Origin of the sequence: Caballeronia jiangsuensis (genome assembly GCF_046030135.1) — a bacterium.
Taxonomy (GTDB): Bacteria; Pseudomonadota; Gammaproteobacteria; order Burkholderiales; family Burkholderiaceae; genus Caballeronia; species Caballeronia jiangsuensis.
This window is the reverse complement of the sequence record NZ_JAQQDB010000057.1, coordinates 22572-41243: the sequence shown is the minus strand read 5'-3', so window position 1 is coordinate 41243 and position 18672 is coordinate 22572. Positions and strand designations below refer to the sequence as shown.

The 18672-nt window shown below is 63.2% G+C and carries 17 protein-coding genes; 9 read left to right on the top strand and 8 right to left on the bottom strand.

The window, feature by feature from the left end; translation table 11 throughout:
- Positions 1–99 precede the first annotated feature (99 nt).
- The 4 genes from PQR08_RS35490 to PQR08_RS35475 all read right to left on the bottom strand — a co-directional run bounded on the left by PQR08_RS35490 (position 100) and on the right by PQR08_RS35475 (position 5018).
- A complete protein-coding gene (locus PQR08_RS35490) occupies positions 100–1335 on the bottom strand; it encodes a multifunctional CCA addition/repair protein (protein ID WP_408164041.1) in 1236 nt (411 codons plus the stop codon).
- Positions 1332–1952 (bottom strand): glutathione S-transferase family protein, encoded by a 621-nt coding sequence (locus PQR08_RS35485; RefSeq protein WP_408164039.1) that lies wholly within the window; start codon positions 1950–1952, stop codon positions 1332–1334. The genes PQR08_RS35490 and PQR08_RS35485 overlap by 4 nt, the downstream gene beginning before the upstream one ends.
- 18 nt (positions 1953–1970) lie before the next feature.
- The gene (locus PQR08_RS35480) at positions 1971–2927 is read right to left on the bottom strand and encodes a complex I NDUFA9 subunit family protein (protein ID WP_408164037.1); all 957 of its coding nucleotides are present in this window, start codon (positions 2925–2927) and stop codon (positions 1971–1973) included.
- 123 nt (positions 2928–3050) lie between these two features.
- Positions 3051–5018: a lytic transglycosylase domain-containing protein gene (locus PQR08_RS35475; protein WP_408164035.1), complete on the bottom strand. Its 1968-nt coding sequence runs from the start codon at positions 5016–5018 to the stop codon at positions 3051–3053.
- 7 nt (positions 5019–5025) lie between these two features.
- Here PQR08_RS35475 and PQR08_RS35470 point away from each other — a divergent pair, with 7 nt between their 5' ends.
- Positions 5026–5655, top strand: a complete 630-nt coding sequence (locus PQR08_RS35470; protein WP_408164043.1) for a 5-formyltetrahydrofolate cyclo-ligase — start codon at positions 5026–5028, stop codon at positions 5653–5655.
- Here PQR08_RS35470 and PQR08_RS35465 read toward each other — a convergent pair.
- Positions 5652–6164, bottom strand: coding sequence for a winged helix DNA-binding protein (locus PQR08_RS35465; protein ID WP_008352632.1), 513 nt, complete (start codon positions 6162–6164; stop codon positions 5652–5654). The genes PQR08_RS35470 and PQR08_RS35465 overlap by 4 nt on opposite strands.
- 183 nt (positions 6165–6347) lie before the next feature.
- Between PQR08_RS35465 and pxpB the strand changes: the two genes are divergently transcribed.
- From pxpB to PQR08_RS35425, 8 genes are all read left to right on the top strand, one after another.
- Entirely contained in the window at positions 6348–7001 is a 654-nt protein-coding gene (pxpB, locus tag PQR08_RS35460) for a 5-oxoprolinase subunit PxpB (protein WP_408164033.1), read from the top strand.
- Positions 6998–8038: a 5-oxoprolinase subunit C family protein gene (locus PQR08_RS35455; protein ID WP_238218138.1), complete on the top strand. Its 1041-nt coding sequence runs from the start codon at positions 6998–7000 to the stop codon at positions 8036–8038. The genes pxpB and PQR08_RS35455 overlap by 4 nt, the downstream gene beginning before the upstream one ends.
- Positions 8039–8105: 67 nt before the next feature.
- Positions 8106–8855 (top strand): 5-oxoprolinase subunit PxpA, encoded by a 750-nt coding sequence (pxpA, locus tag PQR08_RS35450; protein ID WP_035499235.1) that lies wholly within the window; start codon positions 8106–8108, stop codon positions 8853–8855.
- Between the two features lie 103 nt (positions 8856–8958).
- Entirely contained in the window at positions 8959–9678 is a 720-nt protein-coding gene (locus PQR08_RS35445) for a DUF969 domain-containing protein (protein ID WP_408164031.1), read from the top strand.
- Positions 9675–10631 (top strand): DUF979 domain-containing protein, encoded by a 957-nt coding sequence (locus tag PQR08_RS35440; RefSeq protein ID WP_408164029.1) that lies wholly within the window; start codon positions 9675–9677, stop codon positions 10629–10631. The genes PQR08_RS35445 and PQR08_RS35440 overlap by 4 nt, the downstream gene beginning before the upstream one ends.
- A gap of 333 nt (positions 10632–10964) precedes the next feature.
- Positions 10965–12362 carry an undecaprenyl-phosphate glucose phosphotransferase gene (locus PQR08_RS35435; RefSeq protein WP_408164027.1) on the top strand — a complete coding sequence of 466 codons (1398 nt, stop codon included), beginning with the start codon at positions 10965–10967 and terminating at the stop codon, positions 12360–12362.
- A 16-nt stretch (positions 12363–12378) separates the two neighbouring features.
- Positions 12379–13521 (top strand): polysaccharide biosynthesis/export family protein, encoded by a 1143-nt coding sequence (locus PQR08_RS35430; protein ID WP_408164026.1) that lies wholly within the window; start codon positions 12379–12381, stop codon positions 13519–13521.
- A 216-nt stretch (positions 13522–13737) separates the two neighbouring features.
- Positions 13738–14961, top strand: a complete 1224-nt coding sequence (locus tag PQR08_RS35425; RefSeq protein WP_408164024.1) for a polysaccharide pyruvyl transferase family protein — start codon at positions 13738–13740, stop codon at positions 14959–14961.
- 68 nt (positions 14962–15029) lie between these two features.
- Here the strand turns inward: PQR08_RS35425 and PQR08_RS35420 are convergent, their stop codons facing one another.
- Genes PQR08_RS35420 through PQR08_RS35410 form a run of 3 tightly spaced genes read right to left on the bottom strand, consistent with a single transcriptional unit; the run spans position 15030 to position 18500 of the window.
- Positions 15030–16385 (bottom strand): glycoside hydrolase family 71 protein, encoded by a 1356-nt coding sequence (locus PQR08_RS35420; protein WP_408164022.1) that lies wholly within the window; start codon positions 16383–16385, stop codon positions 15030–15032.
- Positions 16382–17704 (bottom strand): hypothetical protein, encoded by a 1323-nt coding sequence (locus tag PQR08_RS35415; RefSeq protein WP_408164020.1) that lies wholly within the window; start codon positions 17702–17704, stop codon positions 16382–16384. The genes PQR08_RS35420 and PQR08_RS35415 overlap by 4 nt, the downstream gene beginning before the upstream one ends.
- Entirely contained in the window at positions 17697–18500 is an 804-nt protein-coding gene (locus PQR08_RS35410; protein ID WP_408164018.1) for a glycosyltransferase, read from the bottom strand. Before PQR08_RS35410 ends, PQR08_RS35415 begins: the two co-directional genes overlap by 8 nt.
- Between the last annotated feature and the right edge of the window lie 172 nt (positions 18501–18672).

The window sequence follows — 18672 nt, the reverse complement described above, 5'->3', positions numbered from 1 at the left end:
ACTTTCTTTGCAGCAGCAAAGAAAGTGACTGCCGCCCCGCACAGGGGCAGTGCTAATAGACCGACCCGATAACGGGATCCGGCGAAAAAAAACCAAACCTCATCCCCCCAACGCCCCCTTCACCGCCGAGACCCGCGCATCATGCACGGCATCCTTGATCCTGGAAGGCTGATCCGCAAACTCCTGCGCGACCGCCCCCGCATCGACCGCCCGCGCTGCGACCAGCGCCTCCCTCAGCCGCTCCGCCTGCGGATAAGCCTGCTGCTCCAACCCGAGCCGCCCGCGCGCATCCGCAAGACACGCTTGCAGCGCTTCAGCAAACCGCGCCGGCTTGCGCAAGGCATCCGAGCGTTCAAACAGCCTGACAAGCGCCGCCGCGCCCATCTCCATGACGCGATGAATATTGCCGTGCTCACGCGCGACGAGCATCGCCAGATCGCGGCATTCGTTCGGCACGCGCAACCGCTCGCAAAGCGGCCGCAACAGATCGACGCTTCGCCCCTCATGGCCGATATGACGCGGCAAGATGTCCTCCGGCGTCGTCGCCTTACCAAGGTCGTGCGTGAGCGCCGCAAAGCGCACCGGCAACGCGAATCTCTGCGACGCAGCGTAGTCGAGCACCATCATCACATGCACGCCCGTATCCACTTCCGGGTGATAGTCCGCGCGCTGTGGCACGCCCCACAAGGCATCGACTTCCGGAAGAATCCGCGCGAGCGCGCCGCATTCGCGTAGCACCTCGAACATGCGCGACGGCTTCGTCTCCATTAGTCCGCGCGACACTTCCTGCCATACGCGCTCGGGCACGAGCGCATCGACCTCGCCCGCCGCGACCATCTTCTTCATCAGTTCGGCAGTTTCCGGCGCGACATCGAAATCCGCGAAACGCGCCGCGAAGCGCGCAAGCCGCAGAATGCGCACCGGATCTTCGATGAACGCATCGCCAACATGCCGGAACAGCTTGTCCCTGAGATCGGCCGCGCCGTTGAACGGATCGATGACCGGCCCGGTCAGCTCGCCCGCCGGCGTGACCTCACGCGCCATCGCGTTGATCGTGAGATCGCGCCGCGCCAGATCTTCCTCGAGCGTCACATCGGGCGAAAAGTAAAACTGGAAGCCGTGGTAGCCCGCCGCCGTCTTGCGCTCCGTGCGCGCGAGCGCGTATTCCTCGTGGGTCTCGGGATGCAGAAAAACCGGAAAGTCCTTCCCGACCGGCCGATATCCCTGCGCCACCATCTGCTCGGGCGTCGCTCCCACGACGACGTAATCGCGATCCACCACGGGCACGCCCAGCAACGCGTCGCGGATCGCGCCGCCTACTGCGTAGATGTTCATCGCGCTTCCTCGCGCGCGCCCTCGATCCACGCGGCGACCGCCGGCAGCGCCGTGACGCGCTTCGCGTATTCGAGCGACGTCGCGCTCAGTTCAGGCGCGTAAGTGTTGAAGCGCATGACGACCGGTGCGAACATCGCATCCGCGATGCCGAACTCGCCGAACAAGAACGGCCCGCCCGACGCGGCCAGGCATTCCGCCCAGATCGCCTCGATGCGCGCGATATTCGCGAGCGCGCCCGGCGTCGCGCCCGTGCCCGGCGCGTGCGTCGTGATTTCCATCGGCATGTTCTGGCGTAGGTCCGCGAAACCCGCGTGCATCTCCGCGCTGATGCTGCGGGCGCGCGCGCGAGCGGCGGCGTCGCGCGGCCACATCGCATGCTCGGGGTGCTGCTCGGCAATCGTCTCGACGATCGCGAGCGATTCCCACACCGAATCGCCCGCATCGGTGATGAGGCACGGCACCTTGCCGGACGGCGAAACGTCGAGAATCTTCGATTTCGTGTCAGGTCGGCCGAGACGGATCAGCGTCTCATCGAACGGGATGCCGAAATGTTTGAGCAGCACCCACGGCCGCATCGACCAGGAAGAGTTGAACTTGTCACCGATAACGAGTTTCATGCGATCACAAAAAGAAAATTAACGATGCGCCGTGGCGCGAAATGCGTTGAAGCGCGAACGCGTCGAATTGCCGGAAAGATAAAGCGGCGCGATGGTCTCGATGCTCGCCGGCTCGTCGATGCCCAGTTCCGGCGCAAGCGGCCCGCTCGCGACGTTCGGCGTTTTCATCGAATCGAGATTGTCGCGCGAGATGATGGGTTGGCCGGGCGCCATTTCCATGGTCATCGCCTGAAGGCGGCCGAGGCTCTCCGGCAGCTTGATGATGCGCGAATGCTTGCCGATGGTCGCGCCGGAGAAGCGCACGAGTTCCGCCAGCGTGTAGACGCCCGGACCCGCGAGTTCGTAGACGTGGCCGTTGGCGGCGTCGAGATCGAGCACGTTGACCATCGCCTTCGCCACATCGCCGACGAACACCGGCTGGAACTGCGCATCGGCGCATGCGAGCGGAATCACCGGGAATATGCGCTCGAGGAACGCGAACTGATTGAGCAGATTGTCCTCGGGACCGAACACGACGGAACTGCGGAAAATGGTCCAGTCGAGTCCCGACTCGCGGACGATCTTCTCGCCATCGCCCTTCGAGCGCAGGTACATGCTCGGACCTTCGCTGTCCGCGCCTATCGCGCTCATGTGCAGGAGACGCCGCACGCCCTTCGCCGCACACGCGGCGGCGATCTTGCGCGGCAGCTCGACATGCGCCTTCGCGAACTCGGGTCCATACGGGTCGTCGCGATGCCCCTGGAGAACGCCGACGAGATTGATCACCGCATCGCTCTGTTCGATGAACGCGGCGAGTTGCACGGGATCGTGCACGTCGGTCTCGATGACATCGATGGGCAAAAGCGTGAGATGCGCGGCGTTGATGCGCCGTCGGGTCGCGATCCGCACGGTCTTGCCGAGATCGACGAGCGCATTGACGAGATGACTGCCGATGAAACCCGAACCGCCGATCAGCGCTACATGTTGGTGTCGCATAGTTCGCCTCTTGGGTCGCGGCCTGACGAATGCGGCTTCAGTTCAGAACGGCGGGGCCGAAAATGAAAACGCCCGCGCGTCCTGCCATGCGACGCGCGGGCGTGAGGTTTCGTGTCCGGACGGTCAGGGTGCGATATAGCCCAGACGCGCCTTCAACGACTGCGGACGGCCTTCGAACAGCGCTGCATAGTAGACGGTGTTCGACAGCACGTTCTTCACGTAATCGCGAGTCTCGGTAAACGGGATCGTTTCAGCAAATACCGCGCCTTCCACCGGTGCACGCAAGCCCTGACGCCACTGGCTCGGGCGGCCCGGCCCGGCGTTGTAGCCTGCGGTGGCGAGTACGGCCGAGTTGTCGAATTGATTGTAGATCATCGACAGGTAATTCGTGCCGAGCAGGATATTGGTGTTGATGTCGTTCATCTGCGCGCGCGATACCGGACCAAGACCGATCTTCTTCGCGACGAGTTGCGCCGTGCCGGGCATCAACTGCATGAGGCCGCCCGCGCCGACTTCCGAGCGCGCGTTGATGATGAAGCGCGACTCCTGACGGATCAGGCCATACGCCCATTCGATGTCGAGACCGGTGTTCTGTGCATCGCGCTCGACGATATCGCGGAACGGCGACAGATAGCGCAGCGTGAAATCGTGCTCCGCCTTCGTCTTGTCCGCGGTGTTGACGGTCCGGTCGAACAGCTCGATGCGTTTCGCGTACTGCGCGGCCGCGATCAGTTGCCGGTCGGTCATGGTGCGCAGCGGCCAGTTCCATTCACGATTGCCTTCGAGACGCATGTTCAGCGCGTAGAAACGCTGCGACAGCGCGAAACCCGGCACCGACTGCATCTGCGCGATCTCGGCGTCCGACACCGTGGTCCGCGGCGGCACGTTGATCTTCTGGCCGAGCTCTTCGAGCGCGAGCTGGCCGTAGAAGTTGTACTGATCCGCGATGCTCTGGAATTCCTGGTTCGCCGTGGCCGTGTCGCCGGCCTGCTTCACTGCGCGCGCGTGCCAGTAGACCCACGCGGGCTGGGCGCGCAAGCTCGGCGGCATCTGCTCGATGGACCAGCGCACCATGTTCCAGCCGCCGACGAGCAACGCACTGCGCGTGCGCCATTCGTACGCCGGGTTCGACAATTGCGCGTTCGCCGACAGCCGATACCAGTCCGCCGCCGACGGCATGCGCTTGAGCGCCGCCTGATAGCCGATGGTGCCCCAGCCGACCGCGCGTTCAGCCGGCGTCAGACTCGGCGCGACGGAGGTGAAGGTGGCGGCGGCCATCGCCGGATCGTTGCGTGCCATGCGCGTGATCGCGAGCAGCGTCAACTGATGCGCCGGGGTGTTGGGCATCACGCCGCGCGCGATATAGAGCGGCGGTTTGTTGACGGCGTCGTCGAGGAGCGAATCCTTCGGCTTTTCCTGGCCGAGCGCCTCGACGATGTTCGAGCCGGTCGTCGTGTAGTTCTGCTCGTAGGCGAGACGGATCTGCTGCCAGATGTCGTCGCTCGTGAACTGGCCGGACTCCGCGAGCGCACCGATCAGGTCGATGCAGCCGTCGCCGTACCATTTCGGCTCGACGAGCAGCGCGCGCGCCGCATCCGCGACGTTTTCGCCGCGCGACATGCGCGCTTCGAGCGCGTAGCACTTGACCTGCGTGTCGTCATTGAGAACGAAACGGGAATATTGCTGCTCGAAGTTCTTCCAGTCGTGACGGCTGCCGAGCACGACGAGATAGTCGTTGCGCATGCGGTCGGCGATCGCCTGGCCGTCGTAACGCTGCAGGAACGACAGCACCGGCGCGTCGGGCGCGTCGATGCGCGCGTGGCCTTGCGAATCGAAAAGCTGCGGCTTGATCGTGAAGTATTCGATATAACTCGGCGCCGGATAGTCCGGAATCTGCGCGGCGAGCGCGGCAGCCTTGCCGGCATCGTTCGTGCGAGCGGCATCGCGCAATTGCAGGAAGATGCGGTCGTCGGACGTGGGCGAGAGATCGGCATCGGGACGGACGGCGGAAGCAGTTCCGCAGGCGACGAGCGTCGCTGCTGCAAGGGCTGCGCCGACCACGAGATATACTCGGTTGAGGCGTTTTGACATCTTATTTCTGGAGCGCGAGGTGGTCCTGAGATCGGAGGAAAGCATAGCACGCAACGTTTGCGATCAACCCAAGAGCGAACCGAAAAGCGCATTGCGCGCAACGCTTCTCGCGACCCGCGAGGCGCAGAGCGAGCAAGCCGGCCACGCCGCGAAGAACGAAGCGCTCGCGCGGCGCATCGAAGAGGTGCTCGCGCGGCACGACACGCGGTGCGTCGGCTTCTACTGGCCGGTCGCGGGCGAGTTCGACGCACGCGACGCGCTCACTCGCTGGCTCGCCGCCGACGATGCGCGCGGAGCCGCGCTGCCGGTGGTCGTGAAACCACATGCGCCGATGGTGTTTCACGCGTGGAGCGCGCACGCGCCGATGAAGGAAGGCCGCTACCGGATTCCGGTGCCCGCTGAAGAGCGGGTTGTCGTGCCGGAACTGCTGCTGATTCCGTGCGTCGGTTTCGACGCGGATCGATATCGGCTGGGGTATGGCGGCGGCTATTACGATCGCACGCTCGCCGCGTGGCCGAATGGCGAGCGGCCTGTGACGGTCGGCATCGCGTATGAATCGGGCAGGTGCCGCACGTTGCCGCGCGAGGCGCACGACATGCCGCTCGACGCGATCGTCACCGAATCCGCGATCTACTAAAGCGATGCCGCCGCGCGTGCGGCGGTATCGTAGAGGCCGGATGCATTGCGCATCAATTGCGCGGCCTCGCCGATCTGCTCGTTGGTGAGACCGCTTTCGCGCAACGTCTCGATAAGGCACGCCTCACGCACTTCGCGATACTTGCCGCACAATTCTCGTCCCGCCGGCGTCGCGGAGAAGAACACTTCCTTGCCGGATTTCTCGCTTTGCACGTAGCCGCGCGCGACGAGTTTCTTCAGTGCATACGTGGCAACGTGTGTGTCCTCGATGTTCAGCACGAAGCAGATGTCGGCGAGCTTCTTCTTGCGGTCGCGATGGCTCACGTGATGCAGCAGCGACACTTCCACCGCCGTCATGTCCTTCGCGCCCGCCGCGGACATGCAACGCACCATCCAGCGATTGAACGCGTTGCCCGCCATGATGAGGCCGTACTCGAATTCCGACAGTTCCGCGCTGGCTTCGGAGACGAGATGCTCGGACGAGACGATTTTGGTGGGATGACGCGGCATGGCGGTGACCGATTTGCAGTGCGTTGGAGTGTAGCGCAACGTTATTTTCGCGAGCGAAGCGCGCCTCGGCAAAAACGTGAATTGATAATTTCTTGATAATTTATTGACAATGTACCATTCTGCGACGGCGCGAAGAGCATCGAACAGACGAATTTCGCGTCCCTGCAAAGGCAAATTTGAGGCATGACAAGACCACGTATTCACTCGCTGGGCGACGCCGCGCTCGTATGCGAAGCCGCGCCGCCCGCCACGCTCGACTGCCAGCGCCGCATCTGGGCGCTGGCGGAACGCGCGCGCCTCATGCCGCACGTCGTCGAAGTGGTGCCGGGCATGAACAATCTGACGATCGTGTTCGATCCCCTCGTGGCGGACTATGAAACGCTCGCCGCCGAGCTGGAAAGCGGCTGGGACGCCGCCGAGCCGACCGACATGGAGAGCGCCGAAATCGAGATTCCGGTGCGCTACGGCGGCGCCGACGGCCCGGATCTCGCTGCGCTCGCGAAGCACACGGGGCTTTCCGTCGACGAAGTGGTGAAGCGTCATACGCAAGCCGAATACGTCGTGTTCTTTCTCGGCTTTCAGCCGGGCTTCGCCTATCTCGGCGGGCTCGATCCCGCGCTCGCGATGCCGCGCCGCGCCGAGCCACGTCTCGAAGTGCCGGCGGGATCGGTCGGAATCGGCGGGGCGCAAACGGGCATTTATCCGGCGGCGTCGCCGGGCGGCTGGCAGTTGCTCGGACGCACGGAACTGAAGCTTTTCGATCCGGCCAGAAATCCGCCGACGCTGATGCAGCCCGGCGACCGCGTGCGCTTCACGGCGCTGGAGGTGCGCACATGATCGACGTGATTCGCGCGGGCGTGCTCACGTCCGTCCAGGACCTCGGACGACGCGGCTACCGGCATCTCGGCGTGAGTTCCGGTGGCGCGCTCGATGCGCTGTCGCTGGAAATCGGCAATCGCATCGTCGGGAACAGGGCGGATGCGGCGGGCATCGAGGTCACGTTCGGGCCGACGGTTCTGCGCTTCAAGCACGCGACGCGCGTTGCCATTACCGGAACCGATTTCGGCGCGACGCTCGACGACAAGCCCGTCTATTCGTGGTGGAGCCTGCCCGTGCGCGCGGGTCAGGAACTGACGCTGCGCGCGGCGAAGCGCGGCATGCGCTGCTATGTGGCGATCGCGGGCGGCATCGATGTCCTGCCGATGCTTGGCTCGCGCTCGACCGATCTCGCCGCGTGCTTCGGCGGCCTCGGCGGACGCGCGCTGCGTGACGGCGACCGCTTGCCGGTCGGCGTGCCGCAGCCGCACAAGGGCATCGCGTTTTCGCCGGAAGAGCCCGCGTTCGGCGTGAAGGCGCCTGCATGGTGCAAGTTCGTGCTCGTCGACGAACCCGTGCGGCGCGGCCGACATTCGCCGGGACTCGCGTGGGCAGTGCCGATCCGCGTGCTGCGCGGCCCGGAATACGACAGCTTCAGCGACGCGGCGCAGGAGAGCGTCTGGAACGAGGAATGGACCATCACGCCGAACAGCAACCGCATGGGCTTTCGCCTCGCCGGCACGGCGCTCGAACGGCGCGAAAAGATCGAACTGCTGTCGCACGCGGTCTTGCCCGGCACGATCCAGGTGCCGCCGAACGGCCAGCCGATCATTCTGATGGGCGACGCGCAGACCACGGGCGGCTATCCGAAGATCGGCGCGGTGATCAGGGCGGATTTGTGGAAGCTCGCGCAAGTGAAGCTGAACGGCGGCGTGCGCTTCATCGAGACGTCGGTGGAAGAGGCGCGTCACGCGCTCGCCGACGAGCGGCAATACGTGAGCCAGGTGGAAACGGCCATCGCGATGCACGAGGAGCGCATCGCGCGCGCGGGCTCCTGAATCGAAAGCCGCGCGACAGACGCGGCGCATCACTTCAACATTCAACGGAACGACTGCACAAAACATCATGGAAATCGATCTCAATGCCGATCTCGGCGAAGGCTGCGGCTCCGATGAAGCGCTGCTCGATCTCGTGAGTTCCGCGAACATCGCGTGCGGATGGCATGCGGGCGGCGCCACCGCGATGCGCGATTGCGTGCGCTGGGCCGTCGAGAAGGGCGTCGCCATCGGCGCGCATCCGAGCTTCAACGATCCCGAAAACTTCGGCCGCAAGGAAATGGATCTGCCGCCCGAGGAAATCTACGCGGGCGTGCTGTATCAACTCGGCGCGCTTTCGGCGATCGCGCAGGCGGAAGGCGGGCGCATCGCGCACGTGAAGCCGCACGGCGCGCTCTATAACCAGGCGGCGAAAAGCACCGCAATCGCCGATGCGATCGTCTCCGCCGTGCACGACTTCGATCCGTCGCTGCTCGTGTTCGGGCTCGCGAACAGCGGGCTCGTCGAAGCGGCGCGGCGCGCGGGACTGATCGCGATCGAGGAAGTGTTCGCGGATCGCGGTTATCGCGCGGACGGCTCGCTCGTGCCGCGCAAGGAGCCGGGCGCGCTGCTCGACGACGAAAACCTCGTGCTCGACCGGACGCTCGCGATGGTGCGCGAGCAGCGCGTGCGGGCCGTGTCCGGCGAATGGGTGCCGCTCAACGCGCAGACGATCTGCCTGCACGGCGACGGCGCACACGCGCTCGAATTCGCCCGACGCATTCGCGACGCGCTCGCCGATGCGGGCATCGAAGTACGCGCCGCGCATGCCGCCGCATAGAACGCTTTCAGCAGCAGATTGAACGCCCCGTCGAAGCGGGGCGTTTTAGCAAGCGAGCGCCCGATTCGAGGCGCGTTTACTACCTGTCGGTGTGGAGATCTCAATGACAAATGCAGTCAACTTATGGCCGCTCATCGGTGTGGCCGTCATCATCGCGGGCTTCGTGCTGCGCTTCAATCCGATGCTGATCGTCGCGGCCGCCGCGATCATCACCGGCTTCGCGGCGCACTTTCCCGTCGAACGCATTCTGACCGCGATCGGCAGCGGCTTTTTGAAGACGCGCAACATTCCGCTCATCATTCTGTTGCCGCTCGCGGTGATCGGCCTGCTCGAACGGCACGGCCTGCGCGAGCGCGCGCAGATGTGGATTTCGAGCATCAAGGCGGCGACGGCGGGCCGCCTGCTGATCGTCTATCTGTTCGTTCGTGAAATCACCGCGGCGGTCGGCCTGACGGGACTCGGCGGTCATCCGCAGATGGTGCGTCCGCTGCTCGCGCCGATGGCCGAAGGCGCCACCGAAGCGCGCTACGGCAAGCTCTCCGACGCGATGCGCCACAAGTTGCGCGCCTATTCGGCCGCCACGGACAACGTCGGCCTGTTCTTCGGCGAGGACATCTTCGTCGCGTTCGGCGCGATCGTGCTGATGGTCACCTTTTTGAAGGAAGCGGGGATCGTCGTGGAGCCGATGCATGTCGCCGTCTGGGGCATCCCGACTGCGATCTGCGCGTTCCTGATCCACGGCTTCAGGCTCTGGCTGCTCGATCGCAGGCTCGCGCGCGAGCTCGAAGCGCTTACGCGCAATGGCGTGGGAGAGAAAGCATGACGCTCACGATCAACTATCTCTTCTATCTGGTCGGCATCATCCTGCTGGTCGTCGGCGGGATGATTCTCACCGACAAGGCGCATCCGAAGCGATTCAGCGCGGGCGTGTTCTGGCTCATTTACGCGTTGATCTTTCTCGTCGGCGACTGGATTCCGGTTCCGGTCGTGGGCGTGCTCGTCGTGGCGATGGCGCTGATCGCGGGTCTCGGCGGCGTCACGGGCGCGAAGCCCAAGATGCTCTCCGAGCAAACGCGCCGCCAGAGCGCCGTGCGGCTCGGCAACAAGCTCTTCGTGCCCGCGCTGACGATTCCGATCGTCACCGTGATCCTCACGCTCGGCGCGAAGTACCTCGTGTTCGGCGGCGTGCCGCTGATCGAGCTGAAGAACGTGACGCTGATCGGCTTCGGCGTCGGTTGCGTGATCGCGCTTGCGATTGCGTGCGTGATGACGCGCGATACCGTCGGCCAGTCGATGCGCGAGACGCGCCGCCTCATCGATGCGCTTTCGTGGGCCGCCGTGCTGCCGCAGATGCTCGGCATGCTCGGGCTCGTGTTCTCGGATGCGGGCGTGGGCAAGGCGGTCGCGCATGTGACGACCGCGTACGTCAACATGGATTACCGGCTCGTCGCGGTGGCGGTGTATGTGGTCGGCATGGCGCTTTTCACGATGGTCATGGGCAACGGCTTCGCCGCATTTCCGGTGATGACGGGCGGCGTCGGCGTGCCGATTCTCGTCGGCGTGTTCCACGGCAATCCCGCGACGATGGCCGCGATCGGCATGTTCTCCGGCTACTGCGGCACGCTCATGACGCCGATGGCCGCGAACTTCAACATCGTGCCGGCGGCCTTGCTGGAGCTTCCGGACAAGAACGCGGTGATCAAGGTGCAGGTGCCGACCGCGCTCACGCTCATGATCGTCAATATCTTTCTGTTGAACTGGTTGATGTTCATCTGAACGACAGCGCTTGACCTGTGCGTGCCGATCGCGGAATGACGCCGCGATCCGCACGCACGCTCGCAACACCCCCTTCCCCCGCCTCCCAGCCACATTTTTTCTTCGTGGCAAACATTTCTCCAATTTCGTGGACGCACGTCTGCATGCCGCTGACGATGAGCGGCAATTAAGAATGTGCTTATATCTGCTCGCAGGCTGCTTGTCGCAGACTCTGGCGCCCTCACTGCTCTGAAAAGCATCGCGTGCTTCTGGAGTTGATTGAGGACATCGGTTCGCCCTTTGTGCCGTTTTATGCGGACATTGACGAGCCGGTTTTCCGTCACCGATCCCGTCATGCGTTTGCCGAGTTATTCCCATCTGCTCGCTTTATCCGCGAGGCCTGATCTGCTGCTTCGCCTGCTCGAGACGATCGTCGTCGCGGCCAGCGCGCTCACAGCCCAACGGATCTTCGGACACAGCGTAACCGCCGGTTATGACAGCGCGGTCGCCGCCTTCGCGATCATCTTCGCGTGGAGCGCGTTGTCCGGGTTCTACGTGAAGAGCCCGATGCGCCGCGTATCGCTGCCGCGCGCCGTGCTCCTTCCGGCGCTCGGCTGGGTGCTCTGCGAGGTCGGCGCGGTGTGCATCATCAAATGGATGAATGGCGAATACCAGCCTTCGCGCGCTTGGCTCGCCGGCCTTTTTCTGCCGACGGCCATCGGCGTGATGCTGTGCCGCGTCGTCGACCGGATCGCCGGTGCGCGCCGTGTGCGTCGCGTCTCGGTGGCGGTGGTCGGGCGCGGCGAGCGTTGCGCGGCCTTCGTGCAACGCATCGCCGCCATGCCCGATTCGGCGTGCCGCGTCGAGGCCCTCTTCGACATGGACGCCGATGCCGACGCGACAGTCGGCGGCGTCGCGCTCTTTCACGACATCGACACGTTCGCCGCCCGCGTGCGCGAGCAGCGCGTCGACGAAGTGCGGCTCGCGCTGCCGCTCACGGACGAAGCAACGCTGCTGCGCTTTCTCGATGTCTTCCGCGACGACCTGCTGAACATTCGCTTCGTTCCGGAGATCGACCAGCTCACCCGTTTCCGGGGCGAAGCCGCCGGCCTCGACTCCACCTTTGCGATCAATCTCGTCGCCGTGCCGCTGACGGCACGTGCGCTCGCCAGCAAGGCGATATTCGACCGGATCTTCTCCTTTTGCACGGTCGTCGGGATGTCGCCCGTGTTCGTTGCGATCGCGCTTGCCGTCAAGTTGTCGTCGCCCGGTCCCGTGCTGTTCACGCAGCGGCGCCAGGGCGCGAACGGCACGCCCTTCGACATCTACAAGTTCCGCACGATGCACACGCACGCGACCGACGACGGTCTCGTCGTGCAGGCCACGCGCGACGACCCGCGCATCACGCGCGTGGGTGCGTTTCTGCGTCGCACGAGCCTCGACGAACTGCCGCAGTTCTTCAACGTGCTGCGCGGCGAGATGTCGGTCGTCGGTCCTCGTCCGCATGCGATCGAGCACGACGCGCTCTATCAGCACGTCGTCGACGGCTATATCCATCGCTACCGCATCAAGCCGGGCATCACCGGCTGGGCGCAGATCAACGGCTTGCGCGGCGAGACCGATTCCGTCCAGAAGATGCAGCGGCGCGTCGAACACGATCTCTACTACCTCAGCAACTGGTCGTTCGCGCTCGACATGCGCATCGTGCTCGCGACCATCACGCGGGGCTTCGTTCATCGCAATGCGTATTGATTCGCAGGACTTATTCATGAAGGACTCCTTTCCACGCACCGCCGCGGCCATCGCGCTGGTGGCAATGTTGAGCGCGTGTCAGTTCGCGCCTGGCTTTCGCATGCCGGTCAGCGCCGACGCGACCGCGAGCGACGGCGATGCCGGCCCGCATATCGAGGCCACCGCCGCGACGCCCGCGATCCCCGTCACGGAACTCGATCTCGCGCTCGCCAAGCGTTATGCCGACCAACGCAAGGCAAACCGGGACGGGCAGGCGAAGCGGCTGTTCGGCGCGCCGGCTGTCTACACGGTCGGCGCGGGCGACGTGCTGCAAATCGTCGTCTGGGATCACCCGGAGTTCGCGGCGGCGCTCGGCGCCGGCCAGAGTCAGGGGCCCGCGAAAACGAGCGATCCGGCGGCCGGTTTCGTCGTCGATCAGAAGGGCAATCTGCGCTTTCCTTACGCAGGCACGCTGGGGGTCGCCGGATTGCGCACCGATGAGATTCAGCAAAAGCTCGCCGCCGCGCTATCGACTTATCTCGTCAAGCCGCAAGTCACCGTGCGGATGGCGTCGTATCGCGCGCGTCAGGTCTATGTCGACGGCCAGGTGCGCGATCCCGGCGCGATTTCGCTGACAGACGTGCCGCTTAGTTTCTACGACGCGATCGCGCGCGCCGGCGGCTTCAACGACAACGCCGATCAGAGCGACGTCGTGCTGGTGCGCGGCGGCGATGCGTATCGGATCGATGTACCGCAACTGCTCGCGCAGGGGCTCAACCCGTCGAAGCTGTATCTGAAGGAAGGCGACCTGCTGCGCGTCACGTCACGCGACGACAACGGCGTCTACATTATGGGCGAAGTGAGCAAGCCGGGATCAGCCGCGCCGCGCCGCGACGGCCGGCTCACGCTTGCAGATGCGCTCTCGCAGGTGGGCAGCATCAATTCGAACACGGCGGACACCGCGCAGATGTTCGTGATTCGGCCGGGCGGCGACGCTCCGCGCGTGTATCACCTCGACAGCCGCTCGCCCGTGTCGATGCTCGTGGCGAACGAGTTCGAGCTACAGCCGAAGGACGTCGTTTATGTCGACGGCAGCGGGCTCGTGCGCTTCAACCGCGTGATCAGTTTGTTGATGCCGCTGATCAGCACGGGGCTCACGGCGGGAGTGATCGCGAAGTGATCGGGGCGATTCGAGTGGTTTGCGAGCGCAATGTTGCTGGCCTTCGTTAGCGATCGCGATTTCTGCGGTGCCTCATCTCCAAAAGACGTGCTAGCCACCTGACTGTCGGCGCTCGTACCGCTGACGTTCTGTGCGCACGGCGTCACGTAATCCATTGCGCACCCGGGGATAAACGAAAACGCGCCTGTCCCCGCTGCCTACAAATGAATAAAAGTCATGAAGTCGATTCGAAGAATCGTGCTGCTACACGCCTATAGCCGTCGCAATTCCGGCGATGGACTCCTCGTTGATCTAACCGCTTCGCTGTTGCGTGAGGCTTTCGGCCCACGATTTCACCTGACGGTCGTCGCAGCCGAACCCGCATCGTTTCCAGAATACGATGACGTCATTCCTGCGCCAGTCATCGCCACCAGTGGCATAGGACGCATCGTCGCGGCCGCACGCACGCTGTGCCGTCAGACGACGCCGGAACTCATGACACTGCGTGAAAGGCTCTCGCGTGCCGACCTGGTCGTTGGCGTCGGTGGCGGATATCTAAGAGCACGCGATGGCCTCGAATTCGTGAAGCTGGAACTAGGTCATCTGGTGCAAGTCGATGCTGCGCGCGCCTCCGGAAAACCGACTTTCTACATGCCTCAAAGCATCGGCCCCATGATGTCCTGCACGCCCGCGCTGTCGAACTGTGCAGCAAGACGACTGGGTACCGCTCTTTCCGCCTTCACCTCGGTTTGCGTGCGCGATGACCGTTCGCACCGCTTCCTCGAGGGTCATGGAAGACCCGCGCGAATTCCGGACATGGCTGTACTCGAATTTGCGCGCGCCCGCAATGAGGTGATGAAACGCGTTGCCTCGCGTGGAGACATTGTCCGGCATGTAGCGTTGGTGCTCCGCGAGGCGCCGAGTTGGAGCGCATCTCAACGCAAGCGCTACGCGACTTCGGTCGATCAACTCATCCACGGATTGCGCGATCGATGCCGTCTGAGCTTTGCCGTTCAGAGCAGAGGCCGAGGCAACGACGATGCAGCGTATTACCGACGAATCGGACTATCCGACGATCCGCCGAGTCTGCGCCATCTTCTTGATCACGATACGCCGGACGTCGTGGTGTCGGTCCGGCTGCATGGTGCGCTGGAGTCGCTGCTGCACGGCGTACCGGCATTTCATCTCAGTTATGAACGTAAGGGGTTTGGCGCCTACAGCGATCTCGGCATTCCGGGGTGGGTTGCGAACGCGGCGGACTTCGACGCATCGGCAGTCGTGGAACAGCTCTTCGCGCCTCAGGCGCTGCCCTCGTTCTGGGAAGCGACGCAAGACGCGCTTGCGTATGTCGGCGCGCAGCGAGATGCGCTGGTCGAATCATTGAGACGCGCGGCTGGCTTTCCCGCTACCCGGTCCATACCAGTAGTCGCAACGCCGGAAACTGAAGCCCTGCTGGAATGAGCGGATGAACCGCCCTGGAGAATCGGGTGCCCGACCCGCGCCCGGTAAGTTTGAGAGCGTGTCCGTGGTCAGCGCTTCCTGCATCGTCCCAAGTCGGACGTTCCGCTGAAGTAGTTGAACGCGCCGCTGAAGTCGTTGAGACTAATGGCTTCTTCGCCTGTCTTATCGGCGATCGTGCAGCCATTGCGGGAGAGTCTGAAACGAGGCTTTCCGGGATACGCCGGAACCGCCACTTCGTTATAGCCCGCCGGCAGTTCGTGTGCCGTGCTCGGGGCACCTTGTATGATTTCCAGCGTTGCCGGGGCCTCGAGAAAGGTTGTCACATGCACGTTTGCTGTCAAGGGCGCACTTGAGCGTGGCGCGCTCGCAGCGCCGGTCTGCGTATCTCCGCGAACTGGATGCAGCCGATAGAAATAATAAAGCGCGTCACAGGTGATCGTTGGCGCGCTTCCTCGTTTGAACCATTCGTTGAGGTATCGGCTGGCGATCAGATAACTGTCATGATTGGGCAAAGCACCGAATCGCGGATCGTAGATCTGCGCACGCGTCGAAGCGCCGATGGGCGCAACATAGGTGGATTCGGCCCAGTCGTTCCATGTGACGATCTGAACCCAGTCGGCATTCGACTTTATCGCGCTCAGCCACTCGGTGGCCATGCCGCTGAAACCACCGGTCTCGAATACGCGATAGTTTGTGCCGCTCGACAAGCCGCGATAGTACGGCGTTACTGGCGCCATGAACACTTTGCCCGCCGTTCTCAACGCGGCAGCGAGTCGTTCCGTCGAACGCGCTATCAAATCCGGCGCGCCTGCCGCACCGAAATAGAAATAGCCATCGGCGGCTTCGCTACGCGCAGCGACTTCTTTTGCCCGAGCGATGTCGATCTCGGACTCGCCCGTGGATGGCGCAAAGTGCGGGACGAAGTATGCACCCAGTGACTTTGCCTGCATCATCAGCGCCTCGCGCCGTGCTTCGACACGGCCGCCCAGCGCATAGGCCGAAAGCACCGGCCGACCCGCGACGCTCAGCTGCGCCGGCAGACCACCCGTCATGTCGATGATGTCGCCCAATTCATTCTGCGCGTTTCCGTCAGCGGATACGAAGAGTTTGAAGTCCTTTTCATACTCGGCTGCTGCGCGATACATCGCGAGCACGCGTGCACGATACAGCGGTTCGCTACGATGCCAGCCCCCACAATTGAGCGAGAAACCGTCGATACCGCAACGTTGCGCATCACGGAATTCGGCGATGTAGTCATCGATGGTTGCATGCGGGCCGCCACGCGGCCATGCGACCATGTAATGCGCGAACACTCGCTTGCCCGCGCTCGAAGCGGACGCGTTCCCCGGAGTGCCCGTTGCTGCCTTGAGCATCCACGGGGACATCATGCCCGCCGCGCCAAACAAGAACGCTCTGCGCTTCATTTCGCGAGATTCTCCGTTCGAGCGTCGGCGTCCAGTATGGAACACGAGCGGGATGCAATCAGAACCTTTCGCGCGTCGTGGCGGCTGAGGACAAAAGACAGCCCCATCACGGTGGTGCTGGCGACCAGAATTCCGAGCAGTGCGCCGAGCAGACCGAACAGGTAGGACATGATCCCGATTAGAACGAGCGACAGGCCGACTTCGATGGTCGACACCAGCACGAAGCTCGCGCGATTGACCGAGAACATCAGCAATGACAAAACGCGACACAGGAAGATCATCATCGCACCGGCAAACGTCACGAACATGATCCCGAACTGCAGCGCATAGGACCCGAGCACGGCTATCGGGAATAGTCGGATCCGGCACGCAAGCAAGCTTGCCGCAACGGCGAGCATGACGAGGACCAGCGCGCCAGCCACGATATTGATTTGCCGCGGGCGATGAAACAGCATATCCATGCTTACCCTGGACCCACGATTCAACAGGAGCGCGACACCCTGTCCGCAATTGAAGGCCAGATTGTGCACGCTCTTCACGCCTCGATAGAGCGAACCGCCTGCTGGCCCCACAATCAACGTCACCAGCATCATGTCGAGATGCTTGGCCCCTGAGAAAATCGCGTTCGAGTACCAGCTTCCGAGGATCTCGTTCCGGAACCTGACGAAGAACGGTCTGAAATCGAAAGCTCTGACGTCGAATCGCACCTCGTCGCTGCATCCGGACCGGAGCCGATCCGGACTTCTTTTCCGATCTGCCTGCAGATAGGTCAGTAGAAGCATTGATCCGTAGCCCGCTTCGACCAGTAGAAGGAGATCGGGCAAGTAGCGATCCAGTTCCCGATGCTTTGTCAACAGCACGATGATCAACACCCGGGAAAGAGCGGATGTCAATGAGATAGCGCATATCGCACCGCTGCGTCCGCATGATCGCAAGGCACCAAGCGAGAAATGGGACATCCCGTAGCACACGGGCGCCAACACCATCAGGATGACAAATTCAGGCTGCGCGATCAGCCCGTAGCGCCCGAGGAGAATCCCAGCCGGTGCAAATACGGCCGTCGAGCCAAGCGCGCTCAGACAGTCGAGGAAGATGAGTGTCGGCACGCTTGATCGAACTGCTTCCACCGTGAAAATGCGCGCCGAGCCAAAGTTGAACAAATCGATTGCGATGAAGAAGAAAGAAACAAGCGCATATGATTTGCCCAGCCAGACGGAGTCCATGTGCCGTAGAGCAAGCGCGACCGCCACGAAGTTGCCCAGCGCGGGCAATGTCGACGCAAGCATCGAATAGATGACATCCCGCTTCACCTCAGCCATGAGCCTTCAGAGCCTCGCAATAGTGCCGATAGCGCTTTTGAAGCTCGGAGAAGCGAAAGCGTCGCGCAGTCTTCCGGTTTCGCCTCTTCTGATCTGCACGAAATTGAGCATTCAAGGCGAAATACGAAATTCTCTCGCCAAGCGCGGCGCTATCCGGTGGTGGCACAAGACTGACGGGTTCCAGTACCTCCGCGACGCCGCCAACTCGGGACGCCACGACTGCCGCGCCCAGCGACATCGCTTCCAGAAGCGCGCGCGGCATGCCTTCCTGCAGCGAAGGAAGCGCGAAAAGCGAATGCGCTTTCACGGTCCGCAGGACACTCTCGCCGTCCAATGCACCCGTGAAGCGTACGCAATCGCCGAGTCCGAGTCGCGCCGAGAGCGTCTCCAGATCAGGACGCAACACGCCATCACCGACGAGCGTGAGGCAAATGTTCATCCCCCGGCCGCGTAACGCGGCCACCGCGTACAAGAGATGCGAGTGACCTTTGCTTTCGTTATGCATCATGGCGACATTCACGATGCTGAAAACATGGTCGGATGGTTCGTCGCTCGATGAAGCGTGACTATGGTCTCCGATCAAAATCCTGTCTGGCAGATAGACATCGCTGAATCCGAACGAATGTGACGGCTCGCGCGGCGGATAGCTCGCCTGTAACGCTTCCGTGGTCACATAGCGGGCCGTACGACCATGCTTTGCCGCAGAGCGCGTGGCCCAGCAGTGCACTGCACGTGCCATCTTGCGCAACGGATGACGCGATGCCGATTCACTGAAGTACTCGGCAGGGTCGGCCACGACTTCCGTCGAGAAGGCTTTGCCGTCAGACGACACAGCAACATGGCGATCAGCGATAAATTGCCAGGGAATCGGAGAAGCAACACATCAGACTTCCGAACAACCCGCCAGATACGCCACAAGAGTCGCGGCAAGTGCATTGCGAGCGACTTCACACCCCGATAACCGCCGA

Bases quoted from the DNA above. Each gene is read 5' to 3' on its own strand.
- PQR08_RS35490 (WP_408164041.1), bottom strand. From the start codon at position 1,335: ATGAACATCTACGCAGTAGGCGGCGCGATCCGCGACGCGTTGCTGGGC.
- PQR08_RS35485 (WP_408164039.1), bottom strand. From the start codon at position 1,952: ATGAAACTCGTTATCGGTGACAAGTTCAACTCTTCCTGGTCGATGCGG.
- PQR08_RS35480 (WP_408164037.1), bottom strand. From the start codon at position 2,927: ATGCGACACCAACATGTAGCGCTGATCGGCGGTTCGGGTTTCATCGGC.
- PQR08_RS35475 (WP_408164035.1), bottom strand. From the start codon at position 5,018: ATGTCAAAACGCCTCAACCGAGTATATCTCGTGGTCGGCGCAGCCCTT.
- PQR08_RS35465 (WP_008352632.1), bottom strand. From the start codon at position 6,164: ATGCCGCGTCATCCCACCAAAATCGTCTCGTCCGAGCATCTCGTCTCC.
- pxpB (WP_408164033.1), top strand. From the start codon at position 6,348: ATGACAAGACCACGTATTCACTCGCTGGGCGACGCCGCGCTCGTATGC.
- PQR08_RS35455 (WP_238218138.1), top strand. From the start codon at position 6,998: ATGATCGACGTGATTCGCGCGGGCGTGCTCACGTCCGTCCAGGACCTC.
- pxpA (WP_035499235.1), top strand. From the start codon at position 8,106: ATGGAAATCGATCTCAATGCCGATCTCGGCGAAGGCTGCGGCTCCGAT.
- PQR08_RS35445 (WP_408164031.1), top strand. From the start codon at position 8,959: ATGACAAATGCAGTCAACTTATGGCCGCTCATCGGTGTGGCCGTCATC.
- PQR08_RS35440 (WP_408164029.1), top strand. From the start codon at position 9,675: ATGACGCTCACGATCAACTATCTCTTCTATCTGGTCGGCATCATCCTG.
- PQR08_RS35435 (WP_408164027.1), top strand. From the start codon at position 10,965: ATGCGTTTGCCGAGTTATTCCCATCTGCTCGCTTTATCCGCGAGGCCT.
- PQR08_RS35430 (WP_408164026.1), top strand. From the start codon at position 12,379: ATGAAGGACTCCTTTCCACGCACCGCCGCGGCCATCGCGCTGGTGGCA.
- PQR08_RS35425 (WP_408164024.1), top strand. From the start codon at position 13,738: ATGAAGTCGATTCGAAGAATCGTGCTGCTACACGCCTATAGCCGTCGC.
- PQR08_RS35420 (WP_408164022.1), bottom strand. From the start codon at position 16,385: ATGAAGCGCAGAGCGTTCTTGTTTGGCGCGGCGGGCATGATGTCCCCG.
- PQR08_RS35415 (WP_408164020.1), bottom strand. From the start codon at position 17,704: ATGGCTGAGGTGAAGCGGGATGTCATCTATTCGATGCTTGCGTCGACA.